The organism is Enterococcus sp. AZ015, from assembly GCF_050499225.1.
GTDB classification, from domain to species: domain Bacteria; phylum Bacillota; class Bacilli; order Lactobacillales; family Enterococcaceae; genus Enterococcus_D; species Enterococcus_D entomosocium.
The window spans coordinates 3083328-3102261 of the sequence record NZ_JBMHEX010000001.1; the positions used below are offsets into that span (position 1 = coordinate 3083328).

The 18934-nt window shown below is 44.2% G+C and carries 19 protein-coding genes and 1 other annotated feature (1 of these 20 running past the window's edge); of the genes, 7 read left to right on the plus strand and 12 right to left on the minus strand.

What is annotated here, in order from left to right; all coding sequences use genetic code 11:
• Positions 1–132: 132 nt before the first annotated feature.
• Positions 133–1875: an ABC1 kinase family protein gene (locus tag IGK85_RS14350; protein WP_008379408.1), complete on the plus strand. Its 1743-nt coding sequence runs from the start codon at positions 133–135 to the stop codon at positions 1873–1875.
• Positions 1876–1927: 52 nt separating this feature from the next.
• On the opposite strand, the gene IGK85_RS14355 is transcribed toward IGK85_RS14350, so the two are convergent.
• The 6 genes from IGK85_RS14355 to IGK85_RS14380 all read right to left on the minus strand — a co-directional run bounded on the left by IGK85_RS14355 (position 1928) and on the right by IGK85_RS14380 (position 8137).
• Positions 1928–2380: a YaiI/YqxD family protein gene (locus IGK85_RS14355; RefSeq protein ID WP_008379406.1), complete on the minus strand. Its 453-nt coding sequence runs from the start codon at positions 2378–2380 to the stop codon at positions 1928–1930.
• Between the two features lie 167 nt (positions 2381–2547).
• Positions 2548–3213: an ABC transporter ATP-binding protein gene (locus IGK85_RS14360; RefSeq protein WP_008379404.1), complete on the minus strand. Its 666-nt coding sequence runs from the start codon at positions 3211–3213 to the stop codon at positions 2548–2550.
• Between the two features lie 10 nt (positions 3214–3223).
• A complete protein-coding gene (locus IGK85_RS14365; RefSeq protein ID WP_008379401.1) occupies positions 3224–4705 on the minus strand; it encodes an ABC transporter permease in 1482 nt (493 codons plus the stop codon).
• 170 nt (positions 4706–4875) lie between these two features.
• The gene (locus IGK85_RS14370; protein ID WP_008379399.1) at positions 4876–6732 is read right to left on the minus strand and encodes a carbohydrate-binding domain-containing protein; all 1857 of its coding nucleotides are present in this window, start codon (positions 6730–6732) and stop codon (positions 4876–4878) included.
• 15 nt (positions 6733–6747) lie between these two features.
• Positions 6748–7425: a DUF4956 domain-containing protein gene (locus IGK85_RS14375; RefSeq protein WP_005233649.1), complete on the minus strand. Its 678-nt coding sequence runs from the start codon at positions 7423–7425 to the stop codon at positions 6748–6750.
• Entirely contained in the window at positions 7415–8137 is a 723-nt protein-coding gene (locus IGK85_RS14380; protein ID WP_005233646.1) for a polyphosphate polymerase domain-containing protein, read from the minus strand. The genes IGK85_RS14375 and IGK85_RS14380 overlap by 11 nt, the downstream gene beginning before the upstream one ends.
• A gap of 131 nt (positions 8138–8268) precedes the next feature.
• Between IGK85_RS14380 and IGK85_RS14385 the strand changes: the two genes are divergently transcribed.
• The 3 genes from IGK85_RS14385 to IGK85_RS14395 are packed head-to-tail and all read left to right on the plus strand — an operon-like array spanning position 8269 to position 10748.
• Positions 8269–8943: a response regulator transcription factor gene (locus IGK85_RS14385; protein WP_005233644.1), complete on the plus strand. Its 675-nt coding sequence runs from the start codon at positions 8269–8271 to the stop codon at positions 8941–8943.
• A 3-nt stretch (positions 8944–8946) separates the two neighbouring features.
• Entirely contained in the window at positions 8947–10263 is a 1317-nt protein-coding gene (locus IGK85_RS14390) for a sensor histidine kinase (RefSeq protein ID WP_005233642.1), read from the plus strand.
• An 11-nt stretch (positions 10264–10274) separates the two neighbouring features.
• Positions 10275–10748 (plus strand): GNAT family N-acetyltransferase, encoded by a 474-nt coding sequence (locus IGK85_RS14395; protein ID WP_008379395.1) that lies wholly within the window; start codon positions 10275–10277, stop codon positions 10746–10748.
• 352 nt (positions 10749–11100) lie between these two features.
• Here IGK85_RS14395 and udk read toward each other — a convergent pair whose 3' ends face one another.
• The 3 genes from udk to IGK85_RS14410 all read right to left on the minus strand — a co-directional run bounded on the left by udk (position 11101) and on the right by IGK85_RS14410 (position 13222).
• Complete coding sequence (gene udk, locus IGK85_RS14400; protein WP_005227927.1) at positions 11101–11724, minus strand: uridine kinase; 624 nt, start codon at positions 11722–11724, stop codon at positions 11101–11103.
• Between the two features lie 83 nt (positions 11725–11807).
• On the minus strand, positions 11808–12491 hold the full coding sequence (locus IGK85_RS14405; RefSeq protein ID WP_008379392.1) for a YjjG family noncanonical pyrimidine nucleotidase: 684 nt from the start codon (positions 12489–12491) through the stop codon (positions 11808–11810).
• Positions 12492–12505: 14 nt separating this feature from the next.
• Positions 12506–13222, minus strand: a complete 717-nt coding sequence (locus tag IGK85_RS14410) for a 16S rRNA pseudouridine(516) synthase (protein ID WP_008379390.1) — start codon at positions 13220–13222, stop codon at positions 12506–12508.
• A gap of 300 nt (positions 13223–13522) precedes the next feature.
• Here IGK85_RS14410 and IGK85_RS14415 point away from each other — a divergent pair, with 300 nt between their 5' ends.
• The 3 genes from IGK85_RS14415 to IGK85_RS14425 all read left to right on the plus strand — a co-directional run bounded on the left by IGK85_RS14415 (position 13523) and on the right by IGK85_RS14425 (position 16069).
• Entirely contained in the window at positions 13523–14137 is a 615-nt protein-coding gene (locus tag IGK85_RS14415; RefSeq protein WP_005227923.1) for a 50S ribosomal protein L25/general stress protein Ctc, read from the plus strand.
• Positions 14138–14455: 318 nt separating this feature from the next.
• Positions 14456–14773, plus strand: a complete 318-nt coding sequence (locus IGK85_RS14420; protein ID WP_005233624.1) for a DUF960 domain-containing protein — start codon at positions 14456–14458, stop codon at positions 14771–14773.
• A 243-nt stretch (positions 14774–15016) separates the two neighbouring features.
• On the plus strand, positions 15017–16069 hold the full coding sequence (locus IGK85_RS14425; protein WP_035006786.1) for a helix-turn-helix domain-containing protein: 1053 nt from the start codon (positions 15017–15019) through the stop codon (positions 16067–16069).
• 38 nt (positions 16070–16107) lie between these two features.
• On the opposite strand, the gene IGK85_RS14430 is transcribed toward IGK85_RS14425, so the two are convergent.
• From IGK85_RS14430 to IGK85_RS14440, 3 genes are read right to left on the minus strand one after another with little or no spacing between them, the layout of a single operon-like run.
• Entirely contained in the window at positions 16108–16962 is an 855-nt protein-coding gene (locus IGK85_RS14430) for a MetQ/NlpA family ABC transporter substrate-binding protein (RefSeq protein ID WP_008379385.1), read from the minus strand.
• Positions 16963–17006: 44 nt separating this feature from the next.
• Positions 17007–17693 (minus strand): methionine ABC transporter permease, encoded by a 687-nt coding sequence (locus tag IGK85_RS14435; protein ID WP_005233617.1) that lies wholly within the window; start codon positions 17691–17693, stop codon positions 17007–17009.
• On the minus strand, positions 17686–18720 hold the full coding sequence (locus tag IGK85_RS14440; protein WP_008379383.1) for a methionine ABC transporter ATP-binding protein: 1035 nt from the start codon (positions 18718–18720) through the stop codon (positions 17686–17688). Before IGK85_RS14440 ends, IGK85_RS14435 begins: the two co-directional genes overlap by 8 nt.
• Before the next feature lie 71 nt (positions 18721–18791).
• Positions 18792–18934 (minus strand) — a binding site (T-box leader); it runs 107 nt beyond the window's last position.

An 18934-nucleotide genomic window follows, 5' to 3' on the forward strand; every position in this document is an offset into this window, starting at 1 on the left:
TTTAGCACAAAATCGACCAACCGGCATTAAATCTTGCAGAAATTTCTTTAAGCTTACACAGTCGTTAGTTGAATGTTTTTCATTTTGTCAGTACTATGAATATATCACGGCACGTTTAAAGAGGTGGGACCTATGACAGAACAAACTGCTCCTTCTAGAAAAGGACGATTAAAACAAATCCTTCAAGTCTTTTTGAAATACAAAGTCGTTCAAAATATCAGCAAACAGCAGCATCCCGAAATGGTGCGTCAAGCGTTTGAAGAATTAGGACCAACATTTATCAAAATCGGGCAGATGCTTTCGGTCCGCAATGACCTGCTTTCCAGCACTTTCGTTGATGCCTTCAAGCAGTTACAAGACAATGTCAAAAGTGATCCATTTCCCAAGGTCAAAGCACTGCTGGAAGCAGAACTACAGCAGCCACTAACGGAAGTTTTTTCCGCTTTTGATGAAATCCCAGTCGCCTCAGCTTCCATCGGACAAGCCCACCGAGCAAACTTGATCAGCGGCAAAGAAGTGATCGTCAAAGTGCAGCATCCGGGAATCATTGCGGCGATTCAAGTGGATCTCGATCTTTTTGAAAAGGCTCTACCGTTGGTTCGTGCAATTCCAGAAGCCAATGTGGTGGATTTAAAAAGCGTGTTAAGCGAAGTCAGACGATCCCTTGCCAATGAAACAAATTTTTTGCAAGAGATGAAAAATGCGCAGGAATTCTACCGTAACAATCACCAAAACCCGCAATTGGCATTGCCAAAAGTTTATCCCGAATGGTGCACCCAAAAAGTATTAGTCATGGATTACATGGCCGGTGAAAGTTTGAACTGCTTGCTGACCCGCAGCAATCAAGATATCGTTTATGACAATCAGTCCGTGAAAGCAGTGAAAAAACAAGTGGGAACGCTATTAGTCGAAAACTTTATGAAGCAAGTCTTTGAAGATGGCTTCTTTCACGCTGATCCGCATCCTGGCAATCTTTTTTTACATGTCTTCACAGATCAAGCCAATCGACCAAAACCATTCCAAGTCAAACAGCGCGTCGGTGTCCTCGGCGGTGTTGATTATTCATTGAAGTGGCAAGAAGAAGCGATTATGCCGCCTTACCAAGTGATTTTCTTAGATTTTGGGATGATGGGACACTTGGATCAGTCATTACGCAGTCGCTTAGCTGATGCATTGATTGCTTTGTATACCCAAGACACCCAAGAAGTCGGCAAAGCTGTCTTGCGTTTGTGCAACAGCAGCGGCAGTTCCTTTGATGAAGTCGCCTTCTATCAGGATCTTCAAAAATTTGTTGAAAACTACTATAATATGCCGCTAAAGGATATCGACTTGCAAAAAGTGATGGGGGAAGTCATCACGATCTGCCATGATAACCAACTGCAGATGCATCGAGACATCACCTTGCTGATTAAGGCTTTTGGCACCTTGGAAGGTGTGATCAAAGCCTTAGACCCCGAATTATCAATGATGGAAGTCACTCAGCCTTTTGCACAAAAATATTTCTTACAGCAGCTGAGTATTGAAGACGAGGTGAAAAAAAGCGCCTTGGCAACCGCAAAAAGCTTGCGGGCACTTAGCCATCTTCCTGATCGAACCTTGGCTGTCTTAGACACTTTTGCCACTGGTAAACACCGGTTAAATTTAGAGATCCGCGAACAAAAACAGCTATTGGATCGCTTTGATCAGATGGTCAATCGACTGGTGATCGGTATTATTCTAGCTGCGGTCATCCTTGGCTCTTCCTTATTGGTGGTCGCCAGCCCGCAACAAGGAGCCTTCGTCCATCAGATGGGGATCTTCGGATATACCTTGGCATTTTTCGCGATCGTAGCTTTAGTCGGCAAATACTTTTATGATCGTTTTCGTAAGAAATAAATAAGCACCTTCAATTCCCGTGTTTCATGCAGAAGCTGGGTCTTGAGGGTGCTTATTTTGCAAGGGTCTGTCGCAATTCGTTTTCAAAGATTCGTTTGAAGACTTCCCGATCCTCTTTCGTAAAGGGCTTCGGTCCTTTTGTGCGCTTGCCTGCTTTACGCATCTGCGCACCTAAGTAGCGTTGACCTAATAAAAAATCGATCGTTTCTGGCAAATACTCAGTACTGTTATGGTGAAAAACTCGTGCTTTTTTGGGCAAGACTAACGAGGCTAAGCCATAATCTTGGGTGACGAGAAAATCGCCGGGTTCTATCTCCTTCACGATTTCATAATCCGCGCGATCCGAGCCTTTGTCGACATAGACAAAGTGGACATGGGCGGGATAGTCTTTGGTCGTATAATGATCGACACTGGTCACGATCACTACCGGCAGCTGATACTGCTGAGCCAGTTCAATCACTTCATTTTTCACCGGCGAACCGTCGCCGTCAATAAAAAGCCGCATCTGCTTGCTCCTCTCAAAAGTTCCTTCTTTTACAATTACTTCTATTGTAAGAGGAGCACCTAGAAGATGCAAGCAGACTTTGCGGTATTTTCATTTCAGTCTTGCTCAATGAGGGAATAAGAATGACGATCTTTGTCTCACTAACTAGCAGTTACCATACGCAAAGCTCACCTTTCAATTTTAGAAAATGCTCGTTCCTTCAACTCATAAACGACATCGCAAGCCTTTGCTACTTCTTGTTCATGGGTCACTAAGATGATACATTTTTTTTGCTCATGGGCAATTTCTTGAAATAGTTTGACGATTTCTTTAGATGTCGTTTCATCCAAGTTTCCAGTCGGTTCATCAGCCACGATCAGTTCATGTTCACAGCACAACGCGCGAACGATAGCGACCCGTTGCTGTTGCCCACCCGATAATTGGGTCACTTTTTTCAGTGCCAGTTCTTCCGTGATACCAACTTTGGCTAAGTTGGCTAAAGCATAGGCCTTTTTATCGGCTTGCTGCGACTTCGCGATCGCCATGGCTGTGATCACATTGTCCAGTGCCGACATATAAGGCAATAGATTATACGCTTGGAACACGATGGAAACATCTTTGCGGCGGTATTCTCGCAATCCGATTTTTGCTAACGTTTCTTCGTTGTAAAGGATCTTTCCTTCTTTCGGGGTATCTAGGCCCGTGATCAGCGACAGGAAGGTTGTTTTCCCCGATCCGCTAGAACCTAAGATCGCATACATCTTGCCAGGTTCAAAGGTCAAATCAACGTCACGAAACAGCGCTTCTGCTTCGCTTTGATACCAATATCCTAATTGTTCTGTTCGTAATGTCATGTCGTTCCTCCTAAGAAACCAAGATTTTTTTCGGATTCAACCGCAAAATGCCCGCGGAAGAGAGTAAGATCGAGCCAAAACTGATCCCTAGACCGAGTAATGCCAATAAACCAATTTGTTGAGGGGAAACGGTGATCTCCAAGGACTCCACTTCTGCTGATTGGGTGAAGGATGGGAAAGAGCCCCCACGATTTCCGCCCATTTGCGGCATCTCCCCGCCTCCAGGACCAGCGTTTTCAGTGGCTGCTTGGTCAGTCGTTTCTGTTTGTTGTGCCAATAATTGCTCTCCGACGGCATTACCGACAAGATTGCCGCTAGCGGCCGCAATCCCTAAAGCAAACACCATACAGACAAAAATCTCTGTGAAAAATTGTAGGATCACTTTGGCCCGTGACTCGCCTAAAGAGAGCAATACGCCAATCTCATAGCGACGTTCCCGAATCGACATCATCACGATCAACGTCAAAATAATGATACCGGCAGCAGCAACTAACACAATAATATTTTTTGCAAAGCTAGCGACATTATTCAATGGTGTCAGCATCGACTGATACATTTGATCGTTGGTTTGAATGCTGTAGGTTTCTGTATCGATCAACCCTTCCGCTTCTTCCACGAATGCTGTCATCTCAGACGGATCACTCAAGGTATAGGTTGCCGAGTCAATGGTGTCCTCATTGCCGCTCAACGTATTGGCAAGGGTATAAGAAGCAAAGATCGTGTTGGCTGGATTGAGAAAGTTGAACATTTGGCTCATGCTGTTGCCTACTTCACTCGTTTCATAGATTCCCTTGATCGTCACTTCGACTTCATTGTCCTCTGCATCAGTGATCGAAAACGTATCTCCGACTGCCAAATCATTTGCTTCAGCCAACGAGGATTCGATCAGTACTTGGTTCGTGCCTTCATCCTCAGAAGTAATGCCTTCTCCATCCGTGATCGTCGCTGTTCCTTCCGAAAAAGTCGTATACGCCGCACTAGTTGATACACCAGTGATTTGGAAATCACCCGTACTCATATTCCCACCAGGCATTCCTCCTGGCATACCGTCCATTTGCCCCGTCTCGCTGCTATCGGTTGCTTCTGACTCTGTCGATGAGTCACTGCTGGAGATCGGTTCGATCCCGCTGACGGCATCAGCAGAGGTGCTGACTTCAAAACTATATGAGGCAACCCCGTCTAAATCGGCGATCGCTTGGGCATCAGTAATCGCTACTGGTGTCGATTGAAAACTCCCTGGATCTGGTCGGGTGCTTTGGTCATCGCTGTCAGAAGAAGAGCTCCTTTGCTGAAAAGCCTGCTCGCGGTTTGCTTGCAACGTCACAGTTGCGCCAACACTTTTCTGGGCATTTTCAGTCGCTACTAGTGCCGCACTGCGAATCGTCAGACCCGCCAATACAAAAATCAAGATTGCAGAAAATACGGCGATCAGCAACAGGCTCCGGCCTTTTTTCGCCCATAAACTTTGGAGACCTCGTTTCAAAAAATTCATCTTTGTTCCTCCTGAATAGCTATTTATTGTCTTTCGACTATAAGGATCCTAGCTTAAATTGACCTTAAACCGTCTCCTGATTTTTTGAATCATAGAAACAGACCGCAACGACTGCCTGCGATCTGTTCGATTTATTGATAACCATTTGGTGATGATCGGTGAAACTTCAACTAACGATCAAAACCACCGCCCATCTGATTGGTTGTCGCTGTTGCACCTGATTGGGTCAAGTTAGCGATAGTATCCGTGACGGACAATGTTCCTAACTCTGTCCCATCACTGAGGGTTCCGCCAGCATAATAACCGGAGACTGCTTGTGCATCATTCGTCCCACCACTGACCAACGTATAGCTGCTATCGGTCAAATCTGGGCTGGAAAGAACCACGTGTTGGTAGCTTTTGCTTGGGGCATAGGACAAGATCGTCTGACCTTGACTGTCCTTTAAGGTCACTAGGGTCTCGGCTGATTGGGTTTGATCGAAACTGATTCCGATCGACTGTTGACTACCACCGCTAACGTTCATGGCCATATCGGTCGTGCCTGCCGCTAACAAGACGCCGCCGGTGAGTTCAAATGTTCCGTTATAGTCCAAAGCACCATTGCCACCGGTCGTTGGACCATTTACGATGACGACGCCATCACTCATGGTGACATTGCCATTACTATCCAGGCCATCCCCTTCGGCATCAATGACCAACGTTCCACCAGTGATCGTGATCTGTTTACTGTCATCCGCGGTATCGCCGCCGCCAGGGCCGCCACCAAAACTGTCTTGACCAAATTGTCCCGTTGTTTCATCCGTATCACTGCCGCCACCGGCATTGATCCCGTCGTCGCTAGCCACGACGTGTGTCGTGCCACCAGCAATCGTGATTACACTTGCTTCTAATCCTTCATAGGATTCTTCGATAGAAATCATTCCGTCGGAGATCGTCAATTCATTGTCGGCGTGGATCCCATCATCGCCACTGCTGGCAGTGATCGTGCCACCTGCAATGTTGATCGTATCATTGGCATGCAGGCTATCATCCGCACTATCGATCGCAAAGGTGCCGCTGCTGATGGTCATCGCACCGCCAGCTTTCAATCCTTTGTAACTTTCATCCGTCACTAGCGACTGACTTTGGGCTCCGTCAGCCGTTTTGATCGTAATATCAGCTGATTGGATGCTTAAATTTGTTTCTGCTTGGATCCCGTCACGACCACTTTGGATCGTAAAGGTACCACCATCAATCGCAACGTAGCCTTTTTCCGCATCTTCCGTATTATTCGCTTGGATGCCATCTCCTTCAGTGGTGTTCAGTGTGTAGTTCCCCGCCAAGATCGACACGGAATCTTTTCCTTTGAGGGCATTGTTTTTCGCTGTGATTTCAATCGTCCCCCCTGCTAAAACCAAATCATCTTTGCTGCGCAATCCGTTGCTGTAATTTCCTGTGATCACCAACGTCCCATCGCCGTTGATGGACAAATCTTCTTTACTATAAAAGGCAGCATCTGGTTCTGTCTCGCCTTCAGCCAAGGTGTAGCTGCTGCCATCCGTCAGAGTATTCGTCGTATCACTGGCTAAGGTCGTGATGACTTTTTCTGCTTGTTCGATGACGACGGCCGCCCCGTCTTCATTGGTGATCGTGACACCGGCAAAGATCAGATGGACTTTTTCTTCTTTGTTGACGTTGACAACCAGTTGGCCATTACTTAACGACCCGCTGACGACATAGGTGCCGGCTTGGGTGATCGTCACGGTTTGGTCTTCCACTGAAACGCCATCAACAGCCGTCGTGTCGCTGCCATTCAATTCAAGTTGCGTAGCAGTTGCCTCATCGTAGGAAGCATCAACATCTTCTTTTTCGTAACTACCGTAATAGTCCACAGAATCATCAAGGGTCGTTGAAACGTTGGTCACTGCGGCAGAACCGGAAACTGCTGCTGCGGAACTGGAACTGCTGCTCGTGCTAGTACTATCGGTTTGCCCGCAAGCGCCTAAGAGCAGCGATGAGAGCAAGAGTGGATAAATGAGTTTTTTCATAAAAGGTTCCTCCTTCTACAGCTCATCGCGGTTAGCGGTGAGCTTGCCTAAAACAACAGGTAAATTGCCATTACGAACCCGAACTTCATCAATGATTTGCTTTTCTTGCGCTTGGTCTTTTAACAGCAACTGATAGCGCAATTCATACAAGCTTCCCATCGTCGTCGTTCGAACCGATGTCAGTTTGGCAGAATGCGTATATTTTTCAAAGAGATCATCGAATAATTGCGGATAATCCAAATCTTCCGGAATCGTGACCTTCAGTTCCCGTTCACTCGTGGCTTGTCGATCGCCAAAGGGCATCGTATATAAAAGAGTCAAGAAAAGCGCCACGATAATGGAAAAAATGACAACATAGCCGACATACCCCATCCCAGTTGCCAGACCGATCCCCATCGACCAAAAGACGCTGGTAATCTCTCTAGAACCCCCGGGAACCGAGCGGAAACGAATCAAACTGAAGGCACCTAAGATCGCCACCCCTGTGCCAAGATTGCCGTTGACTAGCATGATCACCGATTGAACGAGAATCGGTAAGACTGCCAAGGTAATGACGAAGTTTTTCGTATAGACATTGCGGATCATATGGATCGCTGCCACTAATAATCCTAAAAGCAATGAGGCGGCGATACAGATCAATAAGCTACTCCATTCAAGGGTGCTCGTATCGCCAGAAAATAGACTAGATAACATGTAACCGTTCCTCCTTCTTGAATAAATGCCGTTGATAGGTTTGGGCATATTTTGAAAAGCTGCCTTTGCGCACACTGTATTTGTTCAGCAGTTCCACAAACCATATTGGATAAGAGCCGAGGGCTTTGACTTCCATCAACACTCCGACTTCCGGTGCTACTAGTGCACCGTCACTACCGGAACCTAACATGAGATCGCAGGTGCGAAAGCGAATGTTTTGATCGAACGTCACGCGAAATTCACTATCATCATCAACAAACAGCGACAGGCGATCATAGGCAATCAAGACTTTTGGTAGCAGGTCCGGGTTTTTCTTAAATAACCAGTGGATCTCCGCGGCGATTTGCGGGGCTTCCTCCATTGACGGCAAGACCCCCGTTTGCAACCAGCGGCAATAGTCAGCATAGGGCATCGGAACGCGGCGTTTGTAGACCACGCCACTGACTTTCTTCTTGATCTCTAAAAAAATCAACTGTTGCTCTGTCGGTACCCCATAGCTGCGGACCCGAAATTTTTCTTTGTATTTCGGTTTGTCCATCGAATGACGAATAAAGCGGTAATCCTGGGTATCATAATACAAGGACATAATCGTGTGTTGCCCATATTCATCGATCGCCATTTTTTGCTGCAACTCGCCAAGAAATGCTGGAAATTGCTCCTTAGTCAATAGATATTTCGTCTCTTTTCTTTGAAAGACTTTTTTTAATTTCATAAAATGTTCCTCCCTTGAAATCCATGCACTGAATTTACGGCAGCTATCTTAAATGCAGCTTAAGACAAAACAGTTTTTTTAAGCATTTTTTATGCTATTCGTGCTATTCTTATCCTTAAAGAGGTGGGAACATGATTAAATTATTAGTAATCGAAGATGACAAAACATTATCTGAAAATATGAAAGAGATCGTCAGCGAAATCGGTGAAGTCACGCAAGCATATGATGGCAGTGAAGGCTTGTACGAGGCGGAAACGGGGATCTATGACTTGATTATTCTTGACTTGATGATGCCTGAGATGAACGGCTATGAGGTGCTTTCAGCATTACGAAAAAAAGGACTCCAAACACCCGTCCTGATTTTAACAGCCAAAGACGGCTTAGAAGACAAAGTAACCGGCTTTCAAAAAGGGGCTGATGATTATTTGACCAAGCCTTTTTATCGGGAAGAATTATTGATGCGGATCAAAGCGTTGCTAAAACGCTCCTTAGGTTTGTTCAATGAAAATACACTGGAATATAACGGGTTGCTCTGTAACCTTGGCACCAACGAGGTCAGCTATCAAGGGGAGCTTTTACCGATTCAAGGGAAAGAATTTGAGCTACTGCTCTATTTTCTACAAAATAGAAACATTATTTTGACCAAGGAACAGATTTTTGATCGCATCTGGGGGTTCGATTCAGAAACGACCCTGACTGTCGTAGAAGTCTACATGAGCAATCTGCGAAAACACTTGCGCCAGACAGGAATCGACAAAGAGATCCGTACGTTGCGAAATGTCGGCTATATTATGCAAGGAGCCTAGTCTATGAATAAAGAACGCTCTAAGAGACAACGGCTGCACTCCTTTCTCCTAAATGTCAGTGCCTTTGCTTTGGTCTTCTTACTTTTAGGAACGATCGTGCTCCAATTATTCAACCAATCGGCTTATCGTCAAACCGATATTTCTTTGGAACAAGCAGTCAAAGATACCCGCTTGATCCAAGCTGAGATCAGCGCTTCACAATCCAATCTAGAGGTATTGCCTCCAGATAGTGCAATGCCGAAGATCCCTGGTACCAATCGCTTCAACACCCAGTTGATCCTCTGGTCTGAGGACGGCGAGATTTTAAACAAACAGACTTTAGGCGGCCGTTTTTCACAATTGGCAAGTCTATCTTTAGATACGAGCCATTTAGACAGTATCACGTCTTTTTCAGTGGTGGATCAGTCCTTGTCAGAGGAAGAAGAGACACTTTTGTTTCGCTCAATCACCACCAAAGCCCCAACCAATGACGCCGGGGTCGGCTATATCCAAGTCTTAGCGAACACCAATCAAATCAAAAACGCCATGAACAATTTCCAAACCATCTTGATTTTATCGATGATTTTTTTCTGGATTCTCTCGATCGGGATCAGCTACTTGCTTTCCAGCTTGAACATGCGCCCAATTTTAGCCTCGTGGAAGAAACAACAAGAATTTGTCGAAAATGCTTCTCACGAGCTGCGCACACCATTGACGATCATTCAAAATAGTCTGGAGCGCCTGTTTACCAAGCCCAATCATACGATCATTGAAGAATCTGAAAGCATTGCACAAGCGTTAGCGGAAACCCGACGGCTAACTGGATTAACGGCAGATCTACTAACGATTGCCCGCAGTGATTCCAATCAACTGCTGTTAACGAAAGAAACCGTCGAATTAGTTCCGTTTATCGATGACTTAGTCAAACCTTTCAAAGAAATTGCCGAACTGGATCAAAAACATTTTATTGTCGAAAATTTTGCCAAAACGACCGCTTGCTTTGATCAAAAGAAAATTCATCAAGTCCTCGTGATTCTCCTAGATAATGCCTTAAAATATACCAGCAGTGGTGATAAAATTACGCTCTTATCGGAGATTTCTAACAAGCAATGGCTGATCGAGGTCAAAAACACGGGACCAACTATTTCCGATGAAGAGAAAGCTCGCATCTTTGACCGCTTCTACCGCGAGGATCGTTCTCGCTCCAAGGAGACCGGCGGCTATGGTTTAGGCTTAGCGATCGCCAAGCAAATCGTCGAAGAGCACAAAGGACAAATTCTGGTCAAAGATCTGCAGCCACGAGGGGTTATTTTTCAGATTCGCTTACCTAAAGAAGGATAAAGGAGAAAAAAATGCAGGTCATCACCCTTAAAGAACACCCTGAATACTTAGCAGAAGCGATCCGTTACTTCCAAAAACAGTGGGCTAGCCCCGATTCCCTCATGGTTTATGAAGACAGCCTGACCCATAGTTTTTCAACAAGCATTTTGCCGCAATGGCTACTGCTGGTCAACGATGAGATGGCATCCGACGGACCTTATCAAATCATCGGCTGCGGCGGCTTGATCCCCAACGACTTCATCAGTCGGATGGATTTGACGCCTTGGCTTTGCGCCTTGTATGTGGACCCTTTGTGGCGTGGCCAAGGCGGTGCCCGCCTTTTGATCGAAACAGCTAAACAGCGCGCTGCTGGAGCTGGTTTTGATTCTCTGTATCTATGTACGGATCTTTCTACTTTTTATGAGCAGTTTGCTTTCGAACCGATCGGCACTGGCTACCACCCTTGGGGAGAGCCTTCCACCATCTATCGCTGTTCTCTCACGTAAATAAACAAAAAAAAGCTGTGAACAAAATTGTTCACAGCTTTTTTCACTCACAGTACTATTGCTAGTAGAATACCCTATCTCCACAAAAGGAATATTCCGACACCCTACAAATCCGGTAGGTTGCTTACGCGGTGTGCCTCTGCTATCAATCTGGTCAGCTAATGCTAGACCTTCTCGACTCGTCGCATGAGGATTACTTTACCATAAAATTAGTCGGAATACTACTGTTTTTTTTTTTATAAAATCAAAAACTGCGAATAAACATCTTTCAAGAAAGAGCACTTATCAGCAGTTTTTCATGAATCAATGGTTACTTTTCAATAGAAACATTCCCATCGACGGTTAAAAAAACTTAGGATAAGAAGGTCGCTACTTTGGTCGTAATCAAATCAATGGCTACGTGGTTTTCGCCGCCTTCTGGTACGATGACATCAGCATACCGTTTTGTCGGTTCGATAAATTGATGATACATCGGTTTTACGACCGTCAAGTATTGTTCGATCACAGAATCCAACGTCCGGCCACGTTCTTCCATATCACGTTTGATTCGGCGAATAATGCGAATATCATCGTCTGTATCAACATAAAGTTTAATATCCATTAAATTACGTAATCGCTCATCTTCTAAAATCAAGATCCCTTCCAAGATAATGACTTCTTTGGGTTCTTGAATGATCGTTGCTTCGCTGCGAGTATGAGCGACATAATCATAGACAGGTTTTTCGATCGTTTGATATGCAAGCAGCTGCTGCAAGTGATCGATCAACAAATCAGTATCAAATGCAAAAGGATGGTCATAGTTGGTGTTCAACCGTTCTTCAAAGCTCAGATCACTTTGGTCTTTATAGTAGGAGTCTTGTTCAAGCATCATAATAGAATGGTTGGGGAAATGATTAAAGATCGCCCGACTCACGCTTGTTTTTCCACTACCTGATCCACCTGTCACACCAATAATAATGGGCTTGCCATTCGTCATTCAATTAACCTCTTTCATCTTAAAAAATTCACACTGGTTCTATTATAGCGAAAATTCGGCAAATTACTACTGTTTCTGTAGAATCAGTGCTGCAATAAAGGAAGTAATTGCTGCAAACGTTCGATCTCAACGGTAGGCTGAATCTCACCACTGTTTTTTTTCTTTGGATTAAACCAAATCGTGTCGATCCCTGCCAATTGTCCGCCTAAGATATCTGAAGTCAGTGAATCGCCAATAATGACTGTTTCTTGTTTTTTAACGTTTGGTATGCGGGCAAACACGTAGTCAAAATATTCTTTCATTGGTTTTTGATAACCCGTGTCTTCTGAAACAAAAATATCACGGAAATAGGGCTTCAATTTGGCATCTTCCAAGCGACGGTACTGGGTTTCAGAAACCCCGTTCGTAACCACGTATAGGTCAAAATGCTGCGCCAACTCCGCTAAGATCTCATCACTGTTGTCTAACAGTTTATGTCCTTCATTTAGAAATTCTCGGTACGCCAATTCAACTGCTGGACTATCGACCTGAATGCCTTGCGTTTCAAAAAACAAGCCGAAACGCTCATTGATGACTTGGTCTCTCGTGATTTTCCCTTGCTCAAACTGCTGCCACAAATCATGATTGATCGTTTGATAGCTTTGTTTGCGCTCTGGAGTCATTTCCAAGCCGTGAGCTTCAAACAGTGCTTTTAAGGCTTGATCTTCGGTATCTTGAAAGTCGAGGATCGTGTCATCGACATCAAATAATAATGTTTTATACTTCATTTTCTCCCTCTTTCTCAGCGGAAATGCGCCGCCAGTCCTTTTAATTCTTCTTGCGTCAGCGAGCGATAACTGCCCACTGCTAAATCATCTGGTAGAACCAGCGAACCCATCGCTGTTCGTTTCAGCTGAATGACTTTTTTCCCTCGGGCTAAAAACATCTTTTTCACTTGATGGAACTTGCCTTCAGCAATTTCTAACGAAACAAAGGAATGATCCGCTCGGGCATCGATGATCGTTAGGGCAGCTGGTTTGCAAGTGACACCACCATGAAAGGTGATCCCTGCAGCAAATGCCGCCACATCCTCAGGAGTCACCAAGTCATTGACCACCACTTCATATCGCTTGGTCACCTTTTTGGTGGGATGCAGCAAGTCATAGCCTAACTGACCATTCGTCGTAACTAATACCAACCCTTCCGTGTCCCGATCCAATCGACCGACGGCATAAAGATCAGGATGTTGATCTTCGGGTGCAATCAAAGCGATCACTGTCTGGTGCTGTTGATCCAGATTGGCTGTAACGACACCCTTGGGTTTGTTGACGATATAATAGCGTTCCTGTGTTTCCAACTGCCGCCCCGCAACCATGATTTGATGCAAGCTGCTATCGACGTTGCGCTCGGGCCTTCGCTCAATCCTATGATCCACAAAGACTTTTCCTTGCTGAAACAACCGTTTCATCTCTTTCCGGGATGTATTCAATTGTTGCTCGATCACTTTATCTAAACGCATAAATTTTTCTCCATAGTGGCTATTATAGCTTAGGATCTAGCGAAAGGAAACTGCCAGGATTTCAAATGATTTGACTTTCTTTGTCTTTTTGCGTAAGGTTAAAGAGTAAAGTAAATATAGTTTCTCATACACAGCGTTATGACCTGGTGGAGAAAAGTTGAACCAAAACTTTCTGGGGCAGTTGTGTACACAACTGCCCTTTTGCGTGTTTTCACTCACGTACCACTTAATGTGCAGAGTTAACAAAATTTGCTTAAAAAATCTCGTTACTAACGAGAAAATTTTAGGAGGAATTGAGTTATGTCAGTATCATTAGAAGTTACGAAAAGAGAAGTTCGCCCACGTTCTTTACGGAACAAGTTGCGTCACGAAGGAAAAGTACCTGCAATTGTCAATGGGTACAAAGTAGAAAGCACACCGATTGCTGTCAATGCAGCAGAATTAGAAAAAATCTTGCGTGAAAATGGATTGAATACCGTAATCACGATCAGTTTAGAAGGCAAAAAAGTCAATACACTGATCAAAGAGTATCAATCAGATACCTTCACACGCAATTTAACCCACGTTGAATTCCTATCTGTCGATATGAATGAAGAAACAGAAGTAGAAGCAGAAGTAACCTTAATTGGTGAATCTGCTGGTGTCAAAGCTGGTGGTGTTCTAGCACAAAACTTGTATACAGTCGTTGTATCAGCAACACCAGACAAATTGCCTGAACGTGTTGAGATCGATGTGACGTCATTAGAGATCGGCGATTCATTAACAGTGGCTGATCTGCCTAAGAACGACGAGTACACGATCGTGACCGATCCAGAAGAACAAATCGTTGCGGTTACTGAACCACAAGAAATCTCTGAAGATGAAGAAGCCGGCGAAGCTGCTGAACCAGCAGTTATCGGTGAAGACGAAGAGTAATCATAGAACACCGTTCTTAAGACCACGTCTTCAATCAACAGACACTTCTAAGAAATGTAGGACTCTTGAAGGGATTTCCCTTCAAGAGTCCTTTTCATTCTTACGAAGAGCTGGTATGCTGCAACTGACTATTTCCCATTGAAAGACGTCTTTGGGAAAGCTTGGTCCAGCCAACCCAACAAATTTTTAAGAAAATAGTTAAAATGCGTCGCTGACCAAAAAGAAAAGCAGAAGTAGTTGCATTTTTGACGGTTCTTCATTATGATAAATAGACAAATTTGATGTTAATGGCAAGCCTACTTGAAGGAGGGGTTTATTATGTTTGAAACATTTGATGATCACCGCAGTCGTTACGCTTCTGGCGGTATTGTTCAAACACTACCTAGCGAACTGATCGATAGTATCTGGTTAATCATTGATCTTGATTTAAAAGGGTTTATTCCGTTGACAAATCTGCTCACCTTTGAAGTCCAAAACAATCATGGTCGTGTCACCCTGCTTTTTTCTCAAGCACAAAGTCAAATCGAACTTGGTGTTGATCTACCTTACCGGTATTCCGACCTGTATCCCCAAAAAGTCTATGTGTATGATGATGGGCAGCGGCAAACGATTTTATTACCTAGCGAGACTCGTTAACGCCCATTCGCCATTCTCTTTTTATAACGACACCTATATAAAAAACCACCCTTTTTATTTTAGAAGGTGGTTTTTTTTTGCATACCTCCTTTCATTTAATTCTGTCTAGCAGCAATTTCAAATAAATACTCGACAAAAACATCGTTTTTTATTACGTTTTATTGACTATTTTTTGCGAGTGAAAATAACGAATGAAGTTCCCTTATAATAAGGACAGTTGCAAAATTTAGCTGAAAGAGGTGCATGATGTTGAAAAATATCCTTGAAAAAGATATTATGCAAATGCTGCGACTCTCCACAACACTTTTAACCGAAAATCCCCTGCCTTTGAATAAAGCTGCTGCCGCCCAAAAAATCTCTGTCAAAACGATCCGTCGGCTACTGTCAAGCTATTTAAACGAGGACCCATTCTTCCACTATGATGTACAACAAGGGCACATTCGTGCAGACCGTCATTTGCAGCAATCAGCCAGTTGCTCCCTCCCCCATATGGAAATGATTGCTGCATTATTCAATAAAAGTGCAAATTATCAGCTACTCTTGCTCTTGTTAAAAATGCCGACTATTTCCTTTGCAGACCTCTACAAACGCTATTATCTCAGCCCATCCAGTTTGCATCGGCGCTTTTCATCCTTTTCTAACTTTTTAGCACCTTATCAACTAGCTATCGATCGCCGCAGTTATCCTTTAATCACTGGCAACGAACGACAACTGCGCTATGTGCTTTTTCGCCTTACCCTCTTAGCAAACCCAGCGCTTATCTCCCCCAATCAAGCGTTTCAGGAGCTGACACAAATCCATCAGTTACGGAAAACTGCTTTTTATCCCAACACATCAATCACGTTTACTCAACAAGTTTTTCCCAAACACTTTGTTCCAAGTTTCTACTTAGTCGGTGAACGCAGCTATTTGTTTTTATGGAAACAGCTTCTAACACTGGAGCCTTTCTATGTACCTGCAGAAGAATCTGGCCTCTTATGCCAAATCATCACCCCAGTTTTGAGGCAGTATCCAATCGAGCAGCCGTTAGAGGTTCTTTTGCCGAAAATTTTCCAAGCCCATCTGCTGGGGGCATTATTGGAGGGCAATTTATTTGTCTACCCGCCATTAAATCCTCGCTTATCTGAACGTTCACAACGCTTGGTCCGTGCTTTCTTGACACAGCTTCCCCACTACGAAAAACTTTTAAAGAAGCATCCCGAGTTGCCCTTACTCTATGAATGCATTTGGCAAGACGTCTCTTTCTTCCAACCCATCATTGCCTTTCCGCAACAAAAAGAGCGCCCACTTGAATAGCGGTACGCTCTTTTTAAAATCATTCTACTATCAGTAAATTATTGTGCGTCAGCATCAACGATTTTCACTGAACCTTGCCATTGTTCTTCAACAAAATCTTTGATCTCGTCTGAATGCAACACTTCGATCAATTTCTTGATTTTGTCGCTGTCTTCATCACCACTGCGAACAGCGATCACGTTGACATAAGGAGAATTATCCGCTTCTAACAAAACAGAATCATCTACTGGGTTCAAATCGATTCCGAATGCGAAGTTCGCATTGATGGCAATTAGGTCTGCTTCGTCGTTTTGATAAGCAGTCGCCAGAAGAGAAGGATCGACGTCATGTTTAAATTCTAAGTTTTTCGGATTTTCAGCAATATCATCAAAGGTTGCTGTTTCCGTATCAACGCCGTCTTTTAAAGTGATCAAGTCAGCATCTTGTAAAATCGTTAAGATACGACCCCAATCAGATTCAGAAGTCGAGGTAAGAACCGTTGCGCCATCTTCTAATTCTGAAATATCAGAGATTCGTTTTGAGTAAAGACCCATTGGTTCGATATGGATCGCACCGGCATTGACAAAGTCATAGCCGTTGTCTGCGATTTGCTTGTTTAGATAAGGAATGTGTTGGAAGTAATTGGCATCGATATCACCATTTTCCAATGCTTTGTTTGGCAACACATAATCATCGAAGGTTTTGATTTCAAGATCAATGCCTTCTTCTGCTAGTAAAGGTTTGGCTTGTTCTAAAATTTCCGCATGAGGCGTAACCGATGCACCGATCACTAATTTTGTTGATTCTCCCTCAGCCGCAGATGAATCAGAGCTTCCTGAATTTGAGCCCGTTCCACAAGCAGCTAAAGCGGCAGTTAACAATAAGGTTGTTGCAATACCAAAAATCTTTTTCATATCCATTTCCTCCCATATTTTCCACTTTTTGTTCTTCGTTTCATTTACCGTTTATCGGTGGCCTTCGCAAGGAAATCGCCGACCCCTTGGATAATGAAAACGATAATTAAAATAATCACTGTTGCAACAAGCGTAACAGTGTAATTTCCACGTTGAAATCCTTCTTGCCAAGCCAAAGCGCCTAGCCCACCGGCACCAATCGCACCTGCCATGGCGGTATAACCAATCATTGAGATCGTTGTGACCGTCAGTCCTGAAATCAATGCCGGAACACTTTCTGGAATCACGATCTTATAAATGATCTCCCAGTAACTGGCGCCCATCGCTTCGGCGGCTTCAATCACACCAGGATTGACTTCACGAAAAGCAATTTCCACCATCCGAGCATAAAACGGCGCAGCCGATAAAACTAATGCTGGGATCGCTGCTTTTGCCCCTAGGAACGAACCGACTAATAATGTTGTAAACGGAATGATCAAGACCATCAAAATCATGAATGGCGTTGAGCGAAAGGCGTTACTGATGATGGAAACCACATTATAGAAAATGTTGGCTCCCGCCGTTTGTTTACGCCCTAGTGAATAAAGCGCCAATCCTAGAAGCAAACCGATCACAACCACTAAAACCATTGAGAAAAAAGTCATAAACAAAGTGTCCAGAGTGGCTTGCTGCATGTTGGTCCAGTCGACTTTTTCAAAATTAAAATAGGTTTCTACAAATGACTTATCCACGTTCAATCACCTCCACGCCCACTTGCTGCTCTTTGAAAAAGGCGATCGCTTTTTCGACCTCACTTGCTTCACCTGTCAATAAGACCGTCAAGCCGCCGAAGGATCCTTCATTGGTTTGTTGGATCTTTCCGTAAACGACATTGACATCGATCTGAAAGCGGCGGATCGCTTGTGAAATGACTGGTTCATTGGCGTTGTCTTGTGTGAATGTCAAGGTCACTAAATGCCCTTGCGGATTTTCTCGTAAGAAGGCTTGCCGTAGTTCTTCAACATCTTCTTCTGGTTCCAAATCTTGCTGAACAAAACGTTTGGTCACTTCTTGCTGCGGGTTACGGAAAACCGATTGTACTGATCCTTCTTCAACGATCTGCCCATGCTCCATCACCGCGACCTTGTTGCAGATTTTACGAATGACGTTCATTTCATGGGTAATCAGCACAATCGTCAAATGCAATTTTTTATTGATGGAAAGTAAGAGATCCAACACTTCTTCTGTTGTTTGTGGATCTAACGCACTCGTTGCTTCATCACACAGCAAAATTTCTGGTTCATTCGCTAATGCACGAGCAATCCCGACTCTTTGCTTTTGCCCGCCAGACAATTGTGCCGGATAGGCAGTTTCCCGTCCTTCCAACCCAACTAACTTGATCAGCTCTTGCGCCCGTTGCCGTCGTTTTGCTTTTTCAACGCCTGCCAACTCCAATGGCAATTCGATGTTCTCCGCCACCGTTCGAGACCATAATAGATTAAAGTGCTGAAAAATCATGCCGATTTTTTTACGGAAGTTTCTCAATTCTTTGTTTTTCAATGCCAAAATATTTTGACCGTTAATGACTACATCTCCTGCTGTCGGCAATTCTAAGCCGTTCAACAAACGAACTAATGTACTTTTCCCAGCACCAGAGTAGCCAACGATTCCATAGATATCGCCTTTTTCCACTTGCAGTGAAACATCATTGACGGCGTGGACAGCCGTTTGCTTTTTGCCGAATGACTTTTTTACATGCGACAATTCGATTAATGCCATGTTATTCCCATCTTTCCTCTTTGGTTGGTTAAACACAAAAAAAGCTTTCATCCTCTGTACATTATACTGTTACAAAGGACGAAAGCACAACTTCCGCGTTACCACCTTGATTTACTGTCGATTCACATCAACAGCCTCGCTCAGTACTTGAATTGCTTCGCATACTGCTGCACTGTAACGGGTGCCTCCCGTGATAGGCTTGTTTCCACTCACC